The organism is Ruegeria sp. HKCCD6647-2, from assembly GCF_057221075.1.
In genome coordinates this window covers 467,592-488,540 of record NZ_JBWVBD010000002.1, presented here as the reverse complement: position 1 = coordinate 488,540, position 20,949 = coordinate 467,592, and the positions used below count along the sequence as shown (strand labels likewise).

21 protein-coding genes are annotated in these 20,949 nt (G+C 58.5%); 18 read left to right on the top strand and 3 right to left on the bottom strand.

The annotated features are described in order from the left end of the window. Positions 1-4 precede the first annotated feature (4 nt). Positions 5-259, top strand: a complete 255-nt coding sequence (locus tag AC2TDJ_RS08400) for a GlsB/YeaQ/YmgE family stress response membrane protein (RefSeq protein WP_480841116.1) — start codon at positions 5-7, stop codon at positions 257-259. Positions 260-309: 50 nt separating this feature from the next. Here AC2TDJ_RS08400 and AC2TDJ_RS08395 read toward each other — a convergent pair whose 3' ends face one another. Further along, the gene (locus AC2TDJ_RS08395) at positions 310-1,149 is read right to left on the bottom strand and encodes a universal stress protein (protein WP_480841114.1); all 840 of its coding nucleotides are present in this window, start codon (positions 1,147-1,149) and stop codon (positions 310-312) included. 195 nt (positions 1,150-1,344) lie between these two features. Between AC2TDJ_RS08395 and ccoN the strand changes: the two genes are divergently transcribed. Genes ccoN through ccoP form a run of 4 tightly spaced genes read left to right on the top strand, consistent with a single transcriptional unit; the run spans position 1,345 to position 4,751 of the window. Next, positions 1,345-2,952 carry a cytochrome-c oxidase, cbb3-type subunit I gene (ccoN, locus tag AC2TDJ_RS08390; protein ID WP_480841112.1) on the top strand — a complete coding sequence of 536 codons (1,608 nt, stop codon included), beginning with the start codon at positions 1,345-1,347 and terminating at the stop codon, positions 2,950-2,952. Positions 2,953-2,966: 14 nt separating this feature from the next. Continuing rightward, the gene (gene ccoO, locus AC2TDJ_RS08385; protein WP_480841109.1) at positions 2,967-3,695 is read left to right on the top strand and encodes a cytochrome-c oxidase, cbb3-type subunit II; all 729 of its coding nucleotides are present in this window, start codon (positions 2,967-2,969) and stop codon (positions 3,693-3,695) included. Between the two features lie 10 nt (positions 3,696-3,705). Beyond that, positions 3,706-3,891 (top strand): cbb3-type cytochrome oxidase subunit 3, encoded by a 186-nt coding sequence (locus AC2TDJ_RS08380; protein WP_480841107.1) that lies wholly within the window; start codon positions 3,706-3,708, stop codon positions 3,889-3,891. Next, positions 3,888-4,751, top strand: a complete 864-nt coding sequence (gene ccoP / locus AC2TDJ_RS08375; protein ID WP_480841105.1) for a cytochrome-c oxidase, cbb3-type subunit III — start codon at positions 3,888-3,890, stop codon at positions 4,749-4,751. Before AC2TDJ_RS08380 ends, ccoP begins: the two co-directional genes overlap by 4 nt. A 146-nt stretch (positions 4,752-4,897) precedes the next feature. On the opposite strand, the gene AC2TDJ_RS08370 is transcribed toward ccoP, so the two are convergent. Beyond that, a complete protein-coding gene (locus AC2TDJ_RS08370) occupies positions 4,898-5,056 on the bottom strand; it encodes a hypothetical protein (protein WP_480841103.1) in 159 nt (52 codons plus the stop codon). Between the two features lie 100 nt (positions 5,057-5,156). On the opposite strand from AC2TDJ_RS08370, the gene AC2TDJ_RS08365 reads away from it, so the two are divergent. From AC2TDJ_RS08365 to nusG, 7 genes are all read left to right on the top strand, one after another. Continuing rightward, positions 5,157-6,032 carry a LysR family transcriptional regulator gene (locus AC2TDJ_RS08365; protein ID WP_480841101.1) on the top strand — a complete coding sequence of 292 codons (876 nt, stop codon included), beginning with the start codon at positions 5,157-5,159 and terminating at the stop codon, positions 6,030-6,032. A gap of 100 nt (positions 6,033-6,132) precedes the next feature. Then, positions 6,133-7,560, top strand: coding sequence for a cytochrome c oxidase accessory protein CcoG (ccoG, locus tag AC2TDJ_RS08360; protein ID WP_480841099.1), 1,428 nt, complete (start codon positions 6,133-6,135; stop codon positions 7,558-7,560). 2 nt (positions 7,561-7,562) lie between these two features. Beyond that, positions 7,563-8,021 carry a FixH family protein gene (locus tag AC2TDJ_RS08355; RefSeq protein WP_480841097.1) on the top strand — a complete coding sequence of 153 codons (459 nt, stop codon included), beginning with the start codon at positions 7,563-7,565 and terminating at the stop codon, positions 8,019-8,021. Positions 8,022-8,025: 4 nt separating this feature from the next. Continuing rightward, positions 8,026-10,203: a heavy metal translocating P-type ATPase gene (locus AC2TDJ_RS08350; protein ID WP_480841095.1), complete on the top strand. Its 2,178-nt coding sequence runs from the start codon at positions 8,026-8,028 to the stop codon at positions 10,201-10,203. Positions 10,204-10,208: 5 nt separating this feature from the next. Next, entirely contained in the window at positions 10,209-10,367 is a 159-nt protein-coding gene (gene ccoS, locus AC2TDJ_RS08345; protein ID WP_170335604.1) for a cbb3-type cytochrome oxidase assembly protein CcoS, read from the top strand. An 80-nt stretch (positions 10,368-10,447) separates the two neighbouring features. Then, the gene (gene secE, locus AC2TDJ_RS08340) at positions 10,448-10,645 is read left to right on the top strand and encodes a preprotein translocase subunit SecE (RefSeq protein WP_480841093.1); all 198 of its coding nucleotides are present in this window, start codon (positions 10,448-10,450) and stop codon (positions 10,643-10,645) included. A gap of 188 nt (positions 10,646-10,833) precedes the next feature. After that, entirely contained in the window at positions 10,834-11,367 is a 534-nt protein-coding gene (gene nusG / locus AC2TDJ_RS08335; RefSeq protein ID WP_039539910.1) for a transcription termination/antitermination protein NusG, read from the top strand. 50 nt (positions 11,368-11,417) lie between these two features. Here nusG and AC2TDJ_RS08330 read toward each other — a convergent pair whose 3' ends face one another. Continuing rightward, positions 11,418-12,599 carry an adenylate/guanylate cyclase domain-containing protein gene (locus tag AC2TDJ_RS08330; protein WP_480841091.1) on the bottom strand — a complete coding sequence of 394 codons (1,182 nt, stop codon included), beginning with the start codon at positions 12,597-12,599 and terminating at the stop codon, positions 11,418-11,420. Positions 12,600-12,873: 274 nt separating this feature from the next. Between AC2TDJ_RS08330 and rplK the strand changes: the two genes are divergently transcribed. The 6 genes from rplK to rpoB all read left to right on the top strand — a co-directional run bounded on the left by rplK (position 12,874) and on the right by rpoB (position 20,914). Continuing rightward, positions 12,874-13,323 carry a 50S ribosomal protein L11 gene (gene rplK, locus AC2TDJ_RS08325; RefSeq protein ID WP_010440985.1) on the top strand — a complete coding sequence of 150 codons (450 nt, stop codon included), beginning with the start codon at positions 12,874-12,876 and terminating at the stop codon, positions 13,321-13,323. A gap of 1 nt (position 13,324) precedes the next feature. Continuing rightward, complete coding sequence (rplA, locus tag AC2TDJ_RS08320) at positions 13,325-14,023, top strand: 50S ribosomal protein L1 (protein WP_480841089.1); 699 nt, start codon at positions 13,325-13,327, stop codon at positions 14,021-14,023. A 177-nt stretch (positions 14,024-14,200) separates the two neighbouring features. Beyond that, positions 14,201-15,148: an AEC family transporter gene (locus tag AC2TDJ_RS08315; protein ID WP_480841087.1), complete on the top strand. Its 948-nt coding sequence runs from the start codon at positions 14,201-14,203 to the stop codon at positions 15,146-15,148. 399 nt (positions 15,149-15,547) lie between these two features. Then, positions 15,548-16,066, top strand: coding sequence for a 50S ribosomal protein L10 (gene rplJ / locus AC2TDJ_RS08310; RefSeq protein WP_480841085.1), 519 nt, complete (start codon positions 15,548-15,550; stop codon positions 16,064-16,066). Between the two features lie 81 nt (positions 16,067-16,147). Next, positions 16,148-16,525: a 50S ribosomal protein L7/L12 gene (gene rplL, locus AC2TDJ_RS08305; RefSeq protein ID WP_093964343.1), complete on the top strand. Its 378-nt coding sequence runs from the start codon at positions 16,148-16,150 to the stop codon at positions 16,523-16,525. Positions 16,526-16,777: 252 nt separating this feature from the next. Beyond that, on the top strand, positions 16,778-20,914 hold the full coding sequence (rpoB, locus tag AC2TDJ_RS08300; RefSeq protein WP_480841083.1) for a DNA-directed RNA polymerase subunit beta: 4,137 nt from the start codon (positions 16,778-16,780) through the stop codon (positions 20,912-20,914). Positions 20,915-20,949: the final 35 nt, after the last annotated feature.

The window sequence follows — 20,949 nt, the reverse complement described above, 5'->3', positions numbered from 1 at the left end:
GGATATGGAATTCAGCAGCGTATTGGCGATGATCTTCATCGGCGCGATTGCCGGTTGGCTTTCGGGCAAAATCATGGAAGGGCGCGGGTTCGGCCTGATCGGAAACGTGATTGTCGGTATCGTAGGCGCCTTTTTGGCCGGCACGATCTTCCCGGCCCTGGGTTTCGCTGTCGGCGGAGGGCTGTTTTCCTCGATCTTCTTTGCGACGGTCGGCGCGGTGATCCTGCTGTTTCTTATCGGATTGGTGCGCAAGACTTAGACGTCATCTAACACCCAGACCCGTGGCCAGGGCGCCCGATAATCCAACGTTCAGTGGGCCAGAAAAACCGGTACTTCCGATTGTTCCAGCATATTCCGTGTCGCGCCGCCCAGAATGGCTTCGCGGAAACGCGAATGACCATATGCACCCATGACGATCAAATCGGCTTCGGTATCTGCGGCGTGGCGATTCAGGATGTCTGATACGCGTGTCATTGTCTTGCTGAGGACGTCGATCTCGCACTTCACACCGTGCCGGGCCAGCATTTGCGATAGCATCCCGCCGGGATCCGAACGGTCAGGTCCGTGTCGGGGTGGGTCGATGACAACGATCCGCGCCAGATCGGCTTGTTTCAGAAGCGGCAGGGCCCGGCGAATGGCCCGCATAGCCTCAGGGCTTTCATTCCAGCCAATCATCACGGTCTTAGGCGTTGTTATTGGCTTTGCCTCGTCGGGGACCAGCAGCACCGGGGCGTGGCCTTCGAACATGGCAGCCTCGACAATCGGTTCAGCCTCGGCATCGCGGTCTTTGCCGTAGGGGCGCGGCAGGATGATCAGATCGGAGAACATTGCCCGACGCGCCACGTGACGTCCGAGATCGGCAATCTGGGCAACCCCGCTTTCGGTCGACCAGCGGACGTTCGACTTGCCCAGAATATCCTTGGCGAGGGTCTGTATTGCATCGGCCTCGGCATTCGCGCGGCTCAGGGTTTCCTGCAGAATCAATGCGTTTGCACCAGCGTAATAGTAACCTGTCTGGCTGCGGTCGACGCCAAGGCACAGGGCTTCGGCGTGGGCATCCTGTACTTCGGCCAGGGCAATCATCTGGTTTAATGCGATTTTTGCCAGACTGGTTTCTGTCATGACCGTCAAGAGTGATTTATAAGCCATGTCGTCCTCTTGTTTCGAGGTGCGGGCCGGATCAGGGCCTGCACCTGCCTCTGCGAAAATACCTGTCACAGAAAACAGCCACTTGTCTTGACACAGATCAAAGCAAGATTACCAACCTCACTGCATTAAAACACGCAGTCAAACGGGTTTCGTGCGGCACCAAGAATCGCGCGAGGCATGGCAAAGGGACGCAATATGTCAAATTACATCAAGCTGATCGTGCTTGGTCTGGTCGTGGTGTTTGCCGCGATCGGGTCCAATTACGCACGAGATTTGGCGTATCAGGTGCACGCGATACTGGTAATGCTGATTGCCGGTGGTCTTTTCATCTGGACGCTTAGAAACACAGACGAGCCAGATATTCTTGTAGACCGTTCAGGTGAATACATGGATGGGGTGATCCGCTATGGCGTGATCGCGACCGCGTTTTGGGGGGTTGTCGGGTTCCTGGCAGGGACCTTCATCGCGTTCCAGCTGGCCTTTCCGGCGTTGAACTTCGAATGGGCGCAGGGATATCTGAACTTTGGCCGTTTGCGTCCGCTGCACACCTCGGCGGTGATTTTTGCCTTTGGCGGTAACGCGCTGATCGCGACTTCGTTCTACGTCGTTCAGCGCACCAGCGCCGCGCGCCTGTGGGGCGGAAACCTCGCATGGTTCGTGTTCTGGGGCTATCAGTTATTCATCGTACTGGCCGCGACCGGTTATCTGCTGGGCGGCACGCAATCCAAGGAATACGCCGAGCCCGAGTGGTACGTCGACCTTTGGCTGACGGTTGTCTGGGTCGCCTATCTGGCCGTTTATCTGGGCACGATCGTCAAGCGGAAAGAGCCCCACATCTATGTCGCCAACTGGTTCTATCTGGCCTTTATCGTCACCGTCGCCATGTTGCACCTGGTCAACAACATGACCATTCCGGTCAGCGTCTGGGGTTCGAAATCGGTCATCGTCTGGTCGGGCGTCCAAGACGCCATGATCCAGTGGTGGTACGGCCACAACGCCGTGGGCTTCTTCCTGACTGCAGGCTTCCTGGGCATGATGTACTACTTCATCCCGAAACAGGCCGAGCGTCCGGTGTTCTCGTACAAGCTGTCGATCATCCACTTCTGGGCGCTGATCTTCCTGTATATCTGGGCTGGTCCACACCACTTGCATTATACCGCGCTGCCTGACTGGGCTTCGACGCTGGGCATGGTGTTCTCGGTTATCCTGTGGATGCCGTCCTGGGGTGGCATGATCAACGGCCTGATGACCCTGTCGGGTGCATGGGACAAGCTGCGCACCGACCCGGTGATCCGCATGATGGTGATCTCGGTCGGCTTCTACGGCATGTCCACCTTCGAAGGTCCGATGATGTCGATCCGCGCCGTGAACTCACTGAGCCACTACACCGACTGGACCATCGGTCACGTGCACTCGGGCGCGCTGGGCTGGAACGGCATGATCACCTTTGGTGCGCTGTACTTCCTGGTGCCTGTCCTGTGGAAGCGCGAGCGTCTGTACTCGCTGCAGATGGTCAGCTGGCACTTCTGGCTCGCTACGATCGGCATCGTGCTCTACGCCGCGTCGATGTGGGTGACCGGTATCATGGAAGGCCTGATGTGGCGTGAAGTGGATGCCAATGGCTTCCTGGTGAACTCGTTCGCCGACACCGTGGCGGCCAAGTTCCCGATGTATGTGGTGCGTGCTCTGGGTGGCGTCCTGTTCGTCGCTGGCGCTGTGATCATGTGCTACAACCTGTGGATGACCGTGCGGAAAGCGCCGGCCAAAGAGGCCAGCCTGACCGTCGCGGTCCCGGCTGAATAAGGAGGGCCGGAGCAATGGCAATTCTCGACAAACATAAGATCCTCGAGACCAACGCGACCCTCCTGCTGGTGTTCAGCTTTCTGGTCGTGACCATCGGTGGCATCGTGCAGATCACCCCGCTGTTCTATCTTGAGAACACCATCGAGAAGGTGGAGGGCATGCGCCCTTACACCCCTCTCGAAATGGCCGGGCGCGAGATCTACATCCGCGAAGGCTGCTATGTCTGCCACAGCCAGATGATCCGCCCGATGCGGGATGAGGTCGAACGCTATGGCCACTATTCGCTGGCGGCCGAGTCGATGTATGATCACCCGTTCCAGTGGGGATCGAAGCGGACCGGGCCTGATCTGGCTCGGGTCGGTGGCCGGTATTCGGACCAGTGGCAGATGGACCACCTGCGTGATCCGCAGTCGGTTGTGCCTGAATCGGTGATGCCGAAATACGGCTTCCTTGAGCATCGCAAGCTGGACGGCAAATATATCGGCGACATCATGGCTGCGAACGCTCTGGTCGGTACACCTTATACCGACGAGATGCTGGAAAACGCGGTTGCGGACTTCCGCGCTCAGGCTGATCCGGACAGCGACTTTGACGGTTTGCTGGAACGCTATGGCGACAAGGTCAACGTGCGCAACTTCGACGGTCAGCCCGAACTGACCGAAGCGGACGCCTTGATTGCCTATCTGCAGATGCTGGGTACGTTGGTCGACTTCTCGACCTTTACCCCAGATCCGAGCCGCTAAGGAGGGTGTGATGGAAGAATACACATTCCTCAGGCAGTTCGCCGACAGCTGGATGCTGCTGCTGCTGTTTGCCTTTTTCATTGGCATCGTCATTTGGGTTTTCCGCCCTGGTGCCAGCAAGGAATACAAGGACACAGCCAACATTCCGTTCCGGCATGAAGACAAACCCGCCACATCCGAGGAGGCGCGGAAATGAGTAAGACACCTGAAAAACTACCGGGTGATCCGCAGACAACCGGACACTCCTGGGATGGGCTTGAAGAATTCGACAACCCGATGCCGCGCTGGTGGCTGTGGACCTTCTACGCCACGATCATCTGGGGCGTGATCTACACGATCATGTATCCGGCCTGGCCCTTGGTCCAATCGGCAACTGCCGGTGTGCTGGGCTGGTCCTCGCGCGAAATCGTACAGCAGGAAATGGTCGCGTTCGAGGAAGCGAACGCGCCATGGAACGCCAAGCTGGTAGAGACGCCGCTGGAGGACATCTCCAAGGACGCCGAATTGCAGCAATACGCTGTCAACGCGGGTGGCGCTGTGTTCCGCACCTGGTGCGCTCAGTGTCACGGGTCGGGTGCGCAGGGCGCGCCGGGCTTCCCGAACCTGCTGGATGATGCATGGTTGTGGGGCGGTGCGCTGGAGGACATCGAATACTCTGTCGCCTACGGTATCCGTAACGAGGAAAGCGACGATGCGCGCTATTCCGAGATGCCGGCATTCGGCGAAATCCTCGAGCCCGAAGAGATCACTCAGGTGGTTCAATATGTGATGTCGCTGACCAATGCTCAGACTGACGATGCCGCGGCGCAGGCGGGCAAGGTTGTCTTTGAAGACAACTGTGCGGCCTGCCACGGTGAGGACGGCACAGGCGACGTCTTCCAGGGCGCACCGAATCTGACCGACGCGATCTGGCTATATGGCGGCAGCGAAGAGGCTTTGACCGAGACTGTCACCAACAGCCGCTTTGGCGTCATGCCTGCGTGGGAAAACCGTCTGACCCAGGCGCAGATTCGCGCTGTGTCGGCCTATGTCCACCAGTTGGGCGGCGGTCAGTAATGTCCAGGGAACACCTCCGGGCGGTCTCCCGCCCGAAGGTTGAGGCACCGGCTGTTCCATCTGTTCGCGCGTTTCCTGAACAGCCGGTGCCGCTTTTGCAACGTACAAACTTGCCGTGTTCCGGTCCAGATGGGTCGCCAGGCAGATCACGATGTGCGGACACTGCCTTCCTTTTCTTTTTCCTTCCACCAATGGCCGTCCGGCAGCCATACCCCTTTGGGCGCGTCTTTGGTTTTGCCGGCACGAACTCCCGGGTCGTGAACCCCGGAGGCAATCATGAATGTTCTGGCAAAGATCGAGAGCATGGGATCTCTCCTGTATCTGGTTTCGATTAGGTAAAGGATTGATCTTTGGGGTCGGAAATGCGACTCAATTGCCATTCCAATATGTAAGCAGGAGTTACATATGGATTGGCTGAGTCTTCCGCCTCTGGCGTCTCTCAGGGCCTTTTCGGCCTTTGTCGAAAAGGGAAATGTAGTTCAGGCCGGCGCGGCGCTGAATGTCAGTCATGCTGCAATAAGCCAGCAGTTGCGGGCGCTTGAAAGGCACCTGGGTGTTGCTTTGCTGGATCGATCGGGTAAGTCCCTGTCGCTGACAGCTGAAGGCGAACAGTTTGCACGCGCCTTGCAGCTTGGCTTTGGCGCGATCGGAACGGCTGTAGACACCTTGAGGCAGTCCGGCGAGGAGCGTCCGGTGCATGTTTCGCTGACGTCATCCTTTGCCGCGTCTTGGCTGATGCCACGGTTGCCGGCATTCCAGGCGGCGCACCCCGAAGTCGACCTGACACTTGATCCGTCGCCGAGCCTGGTCAGTCTTGATCCTGGCGGAGTGGATGTTGCCATCAGGTACGGTGCAGGAGACTGGCCCGGCGTCGATGTGCAAATGCTTCTGAAAACACCCGTGGTCATCGTCGCTGCGCCCAAGTTGTTGGACGGCAAGACCAACTGGACCCCGGAAGAACTGGGGCGATTGCCCTGGCTTGAAGAGCTGGGCACAACCGAAGCTACTACATGGCTGGCCGAACACGGCGTTGATCACGGGCCAAGCGCCGGACGTATCGAGCTGCCCGGCAATCTGGTGCTGGAAGGATTGCGCGCGGGGCAGGGCGTGACCGTGACCGTGCGACATTTCGTCGAGCATGACATCCGATCAGGGCGGCTCGTCGAGCTCTATACCGAGCCAAATGAACGCGGATACCATATTTTAACGGCAAAAACCGCACTCCGGCCGTCCGTAAAGACGTTTGTTCAGTGGTTGATACGGCAATCCCCGGAAGTGTGATAAAAGGTATTTGCTCGATGCGCATTTTGACCCATGTCAAAGTTTGAATGCCTGTGATCTGGAATTAGTCCTCAGCAATAGCCACACCCGGAGCCAACCCGTGAGCGCACCCGATCCTGCCCCCAGTCTTTATGCCGCCCGAGAACCAATCTTTCCGAGACGGGTATCTGGACCATTCCGCAATCTGAAGTGGATCATCATGGCGATCACGCTGGGGATCTATTACGTGACGCCATGGATCAGATGGGACAGGGGGCCGAGCCTGCCGGATCAGGCGGTGCTGCTGGATCTGGCAAACCGGCGCTTCTATTTCTTCTGGATAGAAATCTGGCCGCACGAATTCTATTTTGTCGCCGGTCTGTTGATCATGGCAGGGCTGGGCCTGTTCCTGTTCACGTCCGCCTTGGGGCGGGTCTGGTGCGGCTATGCCTGTCCACAGACTGTGTGGACCGATCTTTACATCTTGGTCGAGCGCTGGATTGAGGGCGACCGGAATGCCCGATTGCGTTTGCATCGACAGAAGAAGCTGGACTTTCGTAAGGCCCGGTTGCGACTGACCAAGTGGTCGGTCTGGTTGCTGATCGGATTGGCGACAGGCGGAGCCTGGGTTTTCTATTTTGCCGATGCGCCGACGCTTGCGCGTGATCTGGTGACTGGCAACGCTCACCCGGTGGCGTATACCACCATACTGATCCTGACCGGCACAACCTTCCTGTTCGGCGGGTTCGCACGCGAGCAGATCTGCATTTATGCCTGCCCCTGGCCGCGGATCCAGGCTGCAATGATGGACGAAGACACTCTGGTCGTTGGTTACCGCGAATGGCGCGGAGAGCCGCGCGGAAAGGGCAAGCGAACTGAAGAGTCCGAGCTGGGCGACTGCATTGACTGCATGGCATGTGTGAATGTCTGCCCGGTGGGTATCGACATTCGTGACGGTCAACAGTTGGAGTGCATCACCTGTGCCCTGTGTATCGACGCCTGCGACGACATGATGGCCAAGATCGGGAAGCCGCGCGGTCTGATCGACTACATGGCGCTGAGCGACGAGACGCGCGAACGCGAAGGGAAACCGCCCAAGAGTGTGTGGAAACACATCCTGCGTCCACGGACCATCATGTACACGGCGCTGTGGTCGCTTGTCGGATTTGCATTGCTGTTCGCACTCTTCATCCGGTCCGATATCGATCTGACCGTGGCACCGGTTCGCAACCCGACATTTGTGACCCTGTCCGATGGGACGATCCGAAACACTTATGATGTCCGTCTGCGCAACAAGCATGGCGAGGATCGGCCGTTCAGGCTGTCGCTGGCCGGAGATCCGGCAATGCGGATCGAGATTGAGGGTATCGAAGGCGAGACTGTCAATGTGTCTGCGGATACGGCACAATTGACGCGCGTTTACATCGTTGCGTCAAAGGAAACGGGACCGGCAGCCGCAGGCGCGACTCCGGTGCGCATCTGGGTCGAAGACTTGACCAATGGTGAACGGGCGTACAAGGACACCACCTTCAATGGACGAGGGAACTGATCATGTCGGAACGTCAATTCACGGGGAAACATGCGCTGGCGGTGTTTGTCGCTGCCTTCGGGGTGATCATCGCCGTGAATCTCGTACTGGCTTACAGTGCCGTCAAGACTTTCCCGGGGCTCGAGGTCAAGAACTCCTACGTTGCCAGCCAGGAGTTCAATGAACGTCTGCAAGAGCAACAGGCCTTGGGTTGGGAGATCCGCGCCGAAGTCTCGGGTGGGTTGCTGATCCTGCACATCACGGATCAGACCGGCACCCCGGTTGAAGTGGAAGAATTGCAAGCCGTCGTCGGTCGTGCAACGCACGTCAAAGACGACTTTTCCCCGGACTTCACATTTGACGGTACCGCCTATTCAACTCCGGCTGCATTGGGCATAGGCAATTGGAACATCCGTCTGGTTGCCAAGGATCGTGATGGGGCAGAATTTGCGCAGCGTGTTCCGCTGTATGTAAGGGGCTGATGCAATGACGGTGCAGATATCTCCGGGCACGGCGGCTTGCCCCGGATGCATCGCTGCACCGGCAGAACCCGCTCGCCCCACGCCCGAGGACGTGCAGATCGCATTGTCATTGCCGGGCATCCATTGCTCGGCCTGTATCGCTACGGTCGAGCGTGAGCTGAATGCCCAGCCGGGTGTCGAGGATGCGCGGGTCAACCTGACGCTCAAGCGGGCGATGATCAAAGCCGCGCCCGATATCCGCGCCGCCGACCTGATCCCCGTGCTGGAACGCGCAGGCTATGAGGCGCACGAGCTGGATCCGGGTGCCTTGTCGGCAACGCAATCCGACAAGGCCGGGCGCGACCTGTTGATGCGGCTGGCAGTGGCCGGGTTTGCCTCGATGAATGTGATGCTGCTGTCGGTTTCGGTCTGGTCAGGCGCCACTGACGCCACGCGGGATATGTTCCACTGGATTTCGGCGGCCATCGCGTTGCCCGCAGTCGCGTTTTCCGCGCAGCCGTTCTTTTCCAACGCCTGGAGCGCACTGCGTGTGCGCCGCCTGAACATGGATGTGCCGATCGTTTTGGCCATCCTGTTGGCACTGGTCACGTCGCTTTGGGAAACGGCGTTGAGTGGGGAACACGCGTATTTCGACGCCGCATTGACGCTGACCTTCTTTTTGCTGGCCGGACGGTACCTTGATTACCGAACCCGGGCCGTCGCCCGGTCCGCAGCCGAAGAACTGACGGCGCTAGAGGTGCCCCGCGCGATCCGGATTGTGGATGGCGTCGAAGAAGAGGTAGCCGTTTCCGCATTGAATGTCGGTGACCTGATCCTTGTTCGTCCCGGTGGCCGGATGCCCGTCGATGGTCAGATTGTTTCGGGGCAATCCGAGCTGGACAGATCCCTTTTGACCGGCGAAACGCTGCCCGTTTTCGCGCAGGAAGGGCTGTCTGTCAGTGCCGGTGAGGTAAATCTGACCGGTCCACTTACCATTCGCGCCACTGCGGTGGGTGAAGATACGTCGCTGCACCGAATGGCCGACCTCGTGGCAATCGCGGAATCCGGTCGTTCGCGCTATACCTCGCTGGCCGACAAGGCAGCCAAGCTCTATGCGCCCGGAGTGCACATTCTGGCAGCGCTCAGTTTTCTGGGGTGGTATATCTATTCCGGCGACATCCGAACCGCGCTGAACATCGCTGCGGCAGTTTTGATCATCACATGCCCCTGCGCATTGGGACTGGCTGTACCTGCAGTGACAACAGCGGCGTCAGGTCGGTTGTTCCGAAGCGGGATGCTGATCAAGCACGCAACCGCGCTGGAACGTCTGGCCGAGGTGGACACCGTTGTTTTCGACAAGACCGGAACCCTGACATCAGGCACGCCCGAACTGACTAATCTGGGCGACCATTCCCGGGCTGAACTTGAAGTCGCACTGGCACTGGCCGAAGCCTCTGCCCATCCGCTGTCAGTTGCGCTTGCGCGTGCGGCGCGCGCGGCGGGGATCAGACCGGCTGCGCTCCGAAACATCATCGAGGTGCCGGGTTACGGTACCGAAGCTGTGTATCACGATAAGCGCGTCCGGTTGGGTCGGGCGGCCTGGGTTGGCGCAGAAGACAGCGACCAAACTTCGGCCTGGCTGGCAATCGGGACGCAACAGCCTGTGGCGTTTACCTTCTCGGACTCCTTGAGAGCCGGAGCCGTCGAGGCTGTGGAAACGTTCCGGAAATCTGGCAAAGAGGTCATTCTGATTTCTGGTGACACACAGGGCGCGGTCGAATCTTTGGCCGACAAGCTGGGTATTCAGACCTGGATCGCGCAGGCGCTGCCGCAGGACAAAGCGGCCCGCGTTCAGGAACTGAGCGAGCAGGGACGTCATGTTCTGATGGTCGGGGACGGCCTGAATGACACGGCCGCTCTGGCGGCGGCGCATGTATCGATCTCTCCGGCTTCGGCGCTGGATGCGGCGCGGGTGGCGTCGGATATCGTTCTGCTGGGCAACGACCTGGCCCCAATCGCGGATGCCTGCGACACAGCCGTCAAGGCGACCAGACGGATTCGCGAGAACTTCCGCATCGCGACCGTTTATAATATAGTTGCCGTGCCGCTGGCCGTGGCCGGGCTGGCCACACCGCTGATTGCGGCGCTGGCGATGTCGACGTCGTCGATAACCGTGTCCCTGAATGCATTGCGCCTGAGGTAGCTGATATGGAAGTACTGGCCTATCTGATACCGATTTCCCTGCTTTTGGGCGGCGTTGGCCTGGTCGCGTTTATCTACACGGTCCGATCGAACCAGTATGACGACCCAGAAGGTGACGCGCGACGCATCCTGAGTGATGAGTGGGACGATAAGCCCAAGCCCTGAGTTAAGCCTCACGAGCCCTTGAAATTGCCGCAATGCCCGGCTATGTCCGGCCCATCCGCTAGCAGAGAGATTGAAGCCTCATGGCCACCACAAACCCGATCCAGTTCATTCAGCAGGTCCGTGCCGAAGTCGCAAAGGTCGTCTGGCCGACCCGGCGTGAGGTGCTGTTGACCACGGTCATGGTGTTCATCATGGCGGCTTTGACAGCGGTGTTCTTTGCACTGGTTGATCTGGGTATTCGTGGCGGTTTGCAACTGATCCTTGGCGCGTTCAGCTAACCCGGATTGGGCAGGTGTAAACGCCACTGCCCCCTTGCACAGCGTGCGATGTCGGAGTAGGTGACATGACTATTCGGAATGGGCGTGCGGCGAATCAGGTTGCGCGCCGCTTTTTATTCCGGGTCACGCGATAGAATTTCAATGAAGGGCGCTCAGCCGCCCTGACGGTAAACAAGGACGACAGGTTCATGGCGAAACGGTGGTACTCGGTCAGCGTTCTTTCGAATTTCGAAAAGAAGATCGCAGAGCAGATCCGCACGTCGGTGGCTGAACAGGGCCTTGAGGACGACATCGACGAGGTTCTGGTGCCCACCGAAGAGGTGATCGAAGTGCGCCGGGGCAAGAAGGTTACCACCGAACGCCGCTTCATGCCGGGTTACGTGCTGGTGCATATGGAAATGTCCGACCAGGGCTACCACCTCATCAACTCGATCAACCGCGTCACTGGTTTCCTGGGCCCGCAGGGCCGCCCGATGCCAATGCGCGACGCCGAGGTGAACCAGATCCTCAACCGCGTTCAGGAAGGTGAAGAAGCGCCCAAGCTGATGATCACCTTCGAGGTGGGCGAGAAGGTCAAGGTCAACGACGGCCCGTTCGAGGATTTCGACGGCATGGTCGAAGGCGTGGACGACGAAAACCAGAAGCTGAAGGTCTCGGTCTCGATCTTCGGTCGGGAAACCCCGGTCGAGCTGGACTTTACGCAGGTCACCAAACAAAGCTGAACGGTAGCCGAAGAAACGTAATTCGGGGTGTCCTTTGGGCACCCCTTTTTCTATGACTTTCGGGTTTGCCAGACCGTCTGATCCTCGCCAAACCCTTTCAGTGACACGGTTCCAATCCGTTCGCACAGTTCCGGTAGAATTGATGCCGCCGCTTCGGAGATGACGTTGTCGCAATCCAGTTCGGTTGCCGCTGTGACTAGTCGTGCCGTCAAGTTGACGTCCGGACCGATTGCAGTGAAATCTAAACGGTCTCCGCCACCGATATTGCCGTAGTGAAAGCGACCGTGGTGGATCGCCGTTCGAACGCCAAGCTTATTGTCGAATTCGGCGGTACTCAGCGACGTCCGGCCCTCGCGCACCGCAGAAATGGCCGCTTTGATCTGTGCTTCCGGCGGCAGGGCTTCACTGGTCGGGAAGATCGCAAAAAAGCCATCCCCCATGAATTTGAGGATCTCGCCCCCGTGCTCCATCACTGCGGGAACCAGGCAATCGAAGGTTTCATTCAACAGCCGGACCAGCGCGTCCCCGGATACCGAGTTCGAAAGCTGGGTGAACCCCTTCAGGTCCGCAAACAGGATAACAGCTTCAATCTGGCCGCCATCGCCGCGATGAATCTTACCGTCCAGAATTTGGGAACCGCTGTTGCGGCCTACGTAGGTCGACAAAAGGTATGTTGCGTCAAGCCGAAGCATGTAGGTTTCCGTCAGCCGCGCGAGCGGTCCGCGAACCCTCTCCAGAATGGCCAGATCCCGGTCTGAAAAACCGCCGGGGGTCGCGCTTGACCACGTGCATACATGGGTGTCGTCATTGAGATAGATCAGGGGTTGTGCAAGGTAATCCGTGAACCCTTGCTCGCGCAGTTCACCTACTATGATGTAGTCCTCGGGGCAGTTGGGGTCTTCCAGATGGCGCCGGATGGGCTTTTGCCGCTCGATCACGTGTGGCAGGGGGTTATCGGTATAAATCGCTGTCGTGAACAGCTGCGACGGCGCGTCGACCTTGTCTACACCTTTACCGGCTTTCCAGATGAAACGGCGTCCTGTCAGGTTGGGGTGCATCGTCCAGATGAACAGCCCGAACCGGTCGACGGCGACACCGGCATTCAGCAGGCGAGAGCAGATGCCTTCGATGATGTCCACGGCATTGCCCGCCGAACGGGCTCCGTCGACCATCCATTCGATAAGTGCATCAATCTTTGCTTTTTGCTGGTTCGGTTCCGGTGACAGGGGCAAGTTGATAGCCTCGAATTGCGATGCGGCGTAAACGTCTGATCCGCGCCATGGAAATTGTGACCGTCTTGTGTTTCGACATCAAGTTCCGGGTATGGGTGTGGATCGGCTTTGTGCAAAAACGTCTTGCGATTCTCTGTTCAGGCTAGTAAGGCGCAGCTCTGTCGCCGAAAGCGGCAATCCCTGTGGGAGACGAGGCGCGCGCGCGTGCCGGATCGAACCACATCACGCATATCTCTCGGGTCGCGATCTGAGAGAGTTGAGAAAGGAAAACTAAATGGCCAAGAAGCTTGCTGGTACAATGAAACTGCAGGTTCCTGCAGGTCAGGCGAACCCGTCGCCGCCAGTTGGTCCGGCGCTGGGTCAGCGCGGCATCAACATCATGGAATTCTGCAAGGCGTTCAACGCCAAGACCGCAGACATGGAGCCCGGCGCTCCTTGCCCGACCGTGATCACCTATTATCAGGACAAGTCCTTCACCATGGACATCAAGACGCCGCCCGCGTCTTACTACCTGAAAAAAGCGGCTGGTCTGAAGCCGGTCGGCAAGCGTAACCGTCCCCGCGGTGCGGAGAACCCCGGTCGTGAGACCGTGGCCACCGTGACCTCGAAGCAGGTTCGTGAAATCGCCGAAGCCAAAATGAAAGATCTGAACGCCAACGACGTCGAAGGCGCAATGCAGATCATCCTGGGCTCGGCCCGCTCTATGGGCATCGAGGTGAAGTAAGATGGCAAAACTCGGTAAACGTACCCGCGCTGCGCGCGAAGCTGTCGCCGGCAAGGAAAACCTGTCGGTCGAAGAAGCAGTTGCCCTGGTCAAAGCCAACGCAACCTCGAAATTCGACGAGACCATCGAAATCGCACTGAACCTGGGCGTTGACACCCGTCACGCGGACCAGATGGTTCGCGGCGTTGTTGGCCTGCCGAACGGCACCGGCAAAGCGATGCGCGTTGCTGTGTTCGCACGTGGCCCCAAGGCGGACGAAGCGAAAGAAGCAGGCGCGGACATCATCGGCGCAGAGGACCTGATGGAAACCATCCAGGGCGGCACCATCGAATTCGACCGCTGCATTGCTACGCCGGACATGATGCCGGTTGTTGGTCGTCTGGGTAAGGTTCTGGGTCCCCGCAACCTGATGCCGAACCCCAAGGTTGGCACCGTGACCATGGACGTGAAAGCGGCCGTGGAAGCTGCCAAAGGTGGTGAAGTTCAGTTCAAGGCTGAAAAAGGTGGCGTTGTGCACGCCGGCGTCGGCAAAGCGTCGTTCGACGAAGCCAAGCTGGTCGAAAACGTCCGTGCGTTCGTTTCGGCCGTGGCCAAGGCCAAACCGTCGGGCGCCAAAGGCACCTACATGAAGAAAATCGCGCTAAGCTCGACCATGGGCCCCGGCGTGACACTGGACGTGGCTGCTGCCGCAGGCGAATAAGCCTTAGCACACAACGCGTAATAATTGATCCCGGGTGGTTTTCGTCACCCGGGATTTTTTGTTTTCCGCCACAAAAGGCGCAGGATGTTGTGGCGGGAGTTTTTTTGCTATGATCCTCGAACCCTTCGCAAAAGCAGGTGTTGGTTTCTGTGAGTAATCAGTGGAGTCGGTGGCAAGGTGCAGTTCGAAAGTCTTTTGGACTCCTTTATTGTTTTGCTGGCGTTGGTTGGGGCGGCAGTCTGGTTCAAGCGCAGGGCCATTATCCAGGAGCATGAACAAAGCGTTTTTGCCCGGCTGGTTACGGATTTCGCGCTTCCCGCTCTGATATTTGCCAATTTAAGCCGCGAGCCTTTCGACTTTGGAAATTTCAAACTTGCCGCAGTGCTGTTTACGGCAATTGCGATAGTCATGTGTGTGGCTTGGTTGATCGGCAGCCGGATGAAGCTGGAAAGCCCCGTCCTTGGTTCGGTGATACTGGTGTCGGGTGTTGGAAGTACGTCGACACTCGGATACTCGCTTATTCAGAACATCTACGGTGACAACAGCGCTGTCATGAGCCAATTGGTGATCATGGGCGAGGTCGGGGTGGTTTTGCCCCTGTTTACCATCGGTGTCGCCATCGCCAGTTACTTCGGTGAAAGCGCCAAAGACGGCCCACGTGTCGGCGCGGCCCTGCGAACATTCATCAAATCGCCGATCTTTATCGCCTTTTTATTGGGGATCTTTGCCTCTCTGTTAGGCGTCCCGCAGGATGTCAAGTTGACGCAACTGCTGAACGCGTTTCTTGCAATTGCTGCGGATTCCCTGACTTTCCTGGTGGCATTTACCATCGGGCTCATGCTTCGGCCGGTTGGGATGGGGCGTATGGCAGGCCTGTTTTTGCTCGTTTGCTTCCTCAAGTTGGTGTTGGAGCCGGTGGTTGCGGGCGGGTTTGCGATTGTTCTCGGCTTGCCTGACTTCCAGAGGAGTATTTTGATTGTTGAGGCGGCAATGCCTTCGGGGGCCTTGGCCGTCGTGATTGCGGCCAGATATGGGTGTGACGCAGCCGTGGCATCGGCGCTTTTGATCGCAACCTTCGCGATGAGTTTGATTGCCATTCCTCTGATCGGTGTTTTGACGCTGTAGGTGTTCCCGCTTGATGTCCGGAAAGAGCGGCGTTTCTATATGAGATACGATGCCGTCTGGACACTGCTGCGGTGATTGAGTTCCTCACTTTTGCAAAGCCCGAATTCTGACCAGTTGACCAAATTTACCCCTTGGAAACCCCAGCTATCTGCCCTAATAAGACCTGCGGAATAAAGCGTGCGATTCGTCGTGCGCTTTATTTCGTTTCGTCCAAGACGGTGGGTGGGTCCATACGGCCCCTTAATTCCCTGCCTGAGACGGGTAAGACCAAAGAATTCTGAGGGTCACGATCCTCGGGCGAGTTTTGGCCAATCCCGTAACAACGGACCTGAACGCTGGAGCGTAAGCTGCGGCAAATATGAGCCGGGGTGAGATATCACCCCAAACTTGGAGAGAACTGTGGATAGAGCCCAGAAAGAGAAAGTGGTCGAGGAACTCGGCCAGATCTTCGAAAGCTCTGGCGTCGTGGTGGTTTCTCACTACGCCGGTCTGACAGTTGCCGAGATGCAGGACCTTCGCGCACGTGCTCGTGACGCGGGTGGTGCCGTGCGTGTTGCCAAGAACAGGCTCGCCAAAATCGCCCTTGAGGGTAAGCCGTGTGAAAGCATGGCCGACCTGCTGACAGGGATGACCGTTCTGACCTATTCCGAGGACCCCGTGGCAGCAGCCAAGGTGGCCGAGGACTTCGCCAAGGAGAACCAGAAGTTCGAAATCCTTGGCGGTGCAATGGGCGAGAACGCTCTGGACCGCAAAGGCGTTGAAGCCGTTTCGAAAATGCCGTCTCGTGAGGAGCTTATTGCTTCGATCGTGGGCTGCATTGGCGCACCTGCTTCGAACATCGCCGGCGCGATTGGCGCACCTGCAAGCAACATCGCAAGCATCCTTTCCACCATCGAAGAGAAGGCGGAAGCTGCGTAAGCGGTTGGCACTGAATGATCTGCGTGGGGTGATGATGCCCCGACGTTGGAACACACACTGTAAACGGAAAGAGCTGATACAATGGCTGATCTGAAGAAACTGGCAGAAGAGATCGTTGGTCTGACCCTGCTGGAAGCACAAGAACTGAAAACCATCCTCAAAGACGAATACGGCATCGAGCCCGCAGCTGGCGGCGCCGTGATGGTCGCAGGCGCAGCTGGCGATGCTGGCGGTGCAGCTGAGGAAGAAAAAACCGAATTCGACGTCGTTCTGAAGAACGCCGGCGCTTCGAAAATCAACGTCATCAAAGAAGTTCGCGGCATCACCGGCCTGGGCCTGAAAGAAGCCAAGGAACTGGTCGAAGCCGGCGGCAAGATCAAAGAAGGCGTCGACAAGGCAGAAGCCGAAGAGATCAAGGGCAAGCTGGAAGCAGCTGGCGCCGAGGTCGAACTGGCCTAAGTCAGTCTTCTGGTGCATCTCTGATGCATCAAAAATTTTGGCTGGGTCCGGAGAAATCCGGGTCCAGCCGAACCTGTCTTAGAAAGGGCCTCATGCAAAGGGGGCGTTTTCTAAGACGCGGTTCGCGGATCGGGAGGTCGCCACTCGGGACGGTGGCCATGAATTGATCCGGACGTGTCGTCTCGAATGTGCAAGGCGCCGGGGCCCGACGGTGTCTTTGCCCGCTGAGAACATCGAAAGGTGACATCTGACATGGCTCAAACGTTCCTTGGCCAGAAACGTCTTCGTAAATATTACGGCAAAATCCGCGAAGTGCTGGAGATGCCGAACCTTATTGAGGTCCAGAAATCTTCTTATGATCTTTTCCTGCGCTCCGGCGATGCAGAGCAGCCCACCGACGGCGAAGGCATCAAGGGCGTGTTCCAGTCGGTTTTCCCGATCAAGGATTTCAACGAAACCTCCGTTCTGGAGTTCGTGAAATACGATCTGGAAAAACCCAAATACGACGTCGAAGAGTGCATGCAGCGCGACATGACCTACAGCGCACCGCTGAAGGTCACCCTGCGTCTGATCGTGTTCGATGTCGATGAGGACACCGGCGCCAAGTCGGTCAAGGACATCAAGGAACAGGACGTGTTCATGGGCGACATGCCCCTGATGACGCCGAACGGAACGTTCATCGTGAACGGCACTGAGCGCGTGATCGTCAGCCAGATGCACCGTTCGCCCGGTGTGTTCTTTGACCACGACAAGGGCAAGACCCATTCCTCGGGCAAGCTGCTGTTTGCCTGCCGCATCATCCCGTACCGCGGCAGCTGGCTGGACTTTGAGTTCGACGCCAAGGACATCGTGTTCGCCCGGATCGACCGTCGCCGCAAATTGCCTGTGACGACCCTGCTCTATGCATTGGGTCTGGATCAGGAAGCGATCATGGACGCGTATTACAACACCGTGTCCTACAAGCTGGACAAGAAGAAGGGCTGGGTCACGCCGTTCTTCCCCGAGCGTGTGCGCGGTACTCGCCCGACCTATGATCTGGTGGACGCGAAATCCGGTGAGGTGATTGCCGAAGCGGGCAAGAAAGTCACTCCGCGCGCGGTCAAGAAGCTGATCGACGAGGGCACCGTTACCGATCTGCTGGTTCCGTTCGATCACATCGTTGGCAAATACGTCGCCAAGGACATCATCAACGAAGAAACCGGCGCGATCTATGTTGAGGCCGGTGATGAGTTGACGCTGGAATACGACAAGGACGGCGATCTGATCGGCGGCACCGCGAAAGAGCTGATCGACGCGGGCATCACCGACATTCCGGTTCTGGACATCGACAACGTCAATGTCGGCCCCTACATGCGCAACACCATGGCGCAGGACAAGAACATGAACCGCGAAAGCGCGCTCATGGACATCTACCGCGTCATGCGCCCGGGCGAGCCGCCCACCGTCGAGGCCGCGTCGGCCCTGTTCGACACGCTGTTCTTCGACAGCGAGCGTTATGACTTGTCCGCCGTTGGCCGGGTGAAGATGAACATGCGCCTGGCTCTGGACGCGCCGGACACCATGCGCACCCTGCGCCGCGAAGACATCGTGGCCTGCATCAAGGCGCTGGTGGAACTGCGCGACGGCAAAGGCGACGTGGACGATATCGACCACCTCGGCAACCGTCGTGTGCGTTCGGTCGGCGAACTGATGGAAAACCAGTACCGCGTTGGCCTGCTGCGTATGGAGCGCGCGATCAAAGAGCGTATGTCGTCGGTCGAGATCGACACCGTCATGCCGCAAGACCTGATCAACGCGAAACCGGCTGCGGCTGCGGTTCGTGAATTCTTCGGCTCGTCGCAGCTGTCGCAGTTCATGGACCAGACCAACCCGCTGTCGGAAGTCACCCACAAACGCCGCCTCTCGGCGCTTGGCCCGGGTGGTCTGACGCGTGAGCGTGCGGGCTTTGAGGTTCGCGACGTGCACCCGACCCACTATGGCCGGATGTGCCCGATTGAAACGCCGGAAGGTCCGAACATCGGTCTGATCAACTCGCTGGCCACCTTTGCCCGCGTGAACAAGTATGGCTTCATCGAAACACCGTACCGCGTTGTCAAAGACGCCGAGGTGACCGATGAGGTTCACTACATGTCCGCGACCGAGGAAATGCGCCATACTGTGGCGCAGGCGAACGCGACCCTGGACGCTGATGGCAAGTTCATCAACGATCTGGTTTCGACCCGTCAGGCCGGTGACTACACCCTCGCCCCGCGCGAGAATGTGGACCTGATCGACGTGTCGCCGAAACAGCTGGTTTCGGTTGCTGCATCGCTGATCCCGTTCCTTGAAAATGACGACGCCAACCGCGCTCTGATGGGCTCGAACATGCAACGTCAGGCGGTTCCGTTGCTGCGCGCCGAAGCGCCGCTGGTCGGTACCGGGATCGAGGAAAAGGTTGCGATCGACTCGGGTGCTGCGATTCAGGCGAAACGTGCCGGAATCATCGACCAGGTCGATGCCCAGCGTATCGTTATCCGCGCCACCGAAGATCTGGAACTGGGCGACGCTGGCGTTGACATCTATCGTCTGCGCAAATTCCAGCGGTCTAACCAGAACACCTGCATCAACCAGCGTCCGCTGATCAAGGTGGGTGACACCGTGCAGAAGGGCGAGGTCATTGCCGACGGTCCGTCGACCGATATGGGTGAACTGGCCCTTGGTAAGAACGTGGTCGTCGCGTTCATGCCGTGGAACGGTTACAACTACGAAGACTCGATCCTGATCTCGGAACGTATCGCGCGGGATGACGTCTTTACCTCGGTCCATATCGAGGAATTCGAAGTCGCCGCCCGTGACACCAAGCTGGGTCCGGAAGAGATCACCCGCGACATTCCGAACGTCGGTGAAGAAGCGCTGCGCAACCTCGACGAGGCGGGCATCGTTTACATCGGTGCGGATGTTGAGCCGGGCGATATTCTGGTCGGCAAGATCACTCCGAAGGGCGAAAGCCCGATGACCCCGGAAGAAAAGCTGCTGCGCGCCATCTTTGGTGAAAAAGCATCAGACGTGCGCGACACCTCGCTGCGCGTGAAGCCGGGCGATTACGGTACGGTTGTCGAGGTCCGCGTCTTCAACCGTCACGGCGTCGAGAAAGACGAGCGTGCGCTGCAGATCGAGCGTGAGGAAGTCGAACGTCTGGCCCGTGACCGGGACGACGAGCTGGCGATCCTGGACCGCAACATCTATGCGCGTCTGCAAGGCCTGATCCTGGGTAAAACCGCTGTCAAAGGCCCTAAAGGCGTCAAGGCAGGGTCGGTGATCACCGAGGAGCTGCTGGAAACCCTGACCCGCGGTCAGTGGTGGCAGTTGGCGCTGGAAGGCGAGCAGGATGCACAGATCGTTGAGGCTCTGAACGAGCAGTACGAAGTGCAAAAGCGTGCTCTGGACGCCCGTTTCGAAGACAAGGTCGAGAAGGTCCGCCGTGGCGACGACCTGCCGCCGGGTGTGATGAAGATGGTCAAAGTCTTCATCGCCGTGAAGCGCAAGCTGCAGCCGGGCGACAAGATGGCCGGTCGTCACGGGAACAAGGGTGTGATTTCCAAGGTTGTTCCGATGGAAGACATGCCGTTCCTGGCCGATGGTACGCCGGTCGACTTCTGTCTGAACCCGCTGGGTGTGCCTTCGCGTATGAACGTAGGACAGATCCTTGAAACCCACATGGGTTGGGCCGCGCGCGGTCTGGGTCTGAACATCGACGACGCGCTGGGTGAATACCGCCGGTCCGGCGATCTGACCCCGGTGCGCGAAGCGATGAAGCTGGCCTATGGCGAGAATGTCTACGAAGAAGGCATCACCGGTCTGGACGAGGATGGCCTGATCGAGGCTGCGGGCAACGTGACCCGCGGTGTTCCGATCGCCACCCCGGTCTTCGACGGTGCCAAGGAAGCCGACGTCAACGACGCGCTGGTGCGTGCGGGCTTCTCGGAAAGCGGTCAGTCGATCCTGTTCGACGGCCGTACCGGTGAGCAGTTCGCACGTCCGGTGACCGTGGGCATCAAGTACCTGCTGAAACTGCACCACCTTGTGGACGACAAGATCCACGCGCGTTCGACCGGGCCGTACAGCCTGGTTACCCAGCAGCCGCTGGGCGGTAAGGCGCAGTTCGGTGGTCAGCGTTTTGGTGAGATGGAGGTCTGGGCTCTGGAAGCTTACGGCGCCGCCTACACCCTGCAGGAAATGCTCACCGTGAAATCGGATGACGTTGCCGGCCGGACCAAGGTCTATGAGTCGATCGTCAAGGGCGAGGATAACTTTGAAGCGGGCGTACCGGAATCGTTCAACGTTCTGGTTAAAGAAGTCCGTGGCCTCGGCCTGAATATGGAACTCCTGGATGCGGAGGTTGAGGAGTAAGGGCGCTGCCCTTTCTCCCGTCCCCCCTTCCGCAA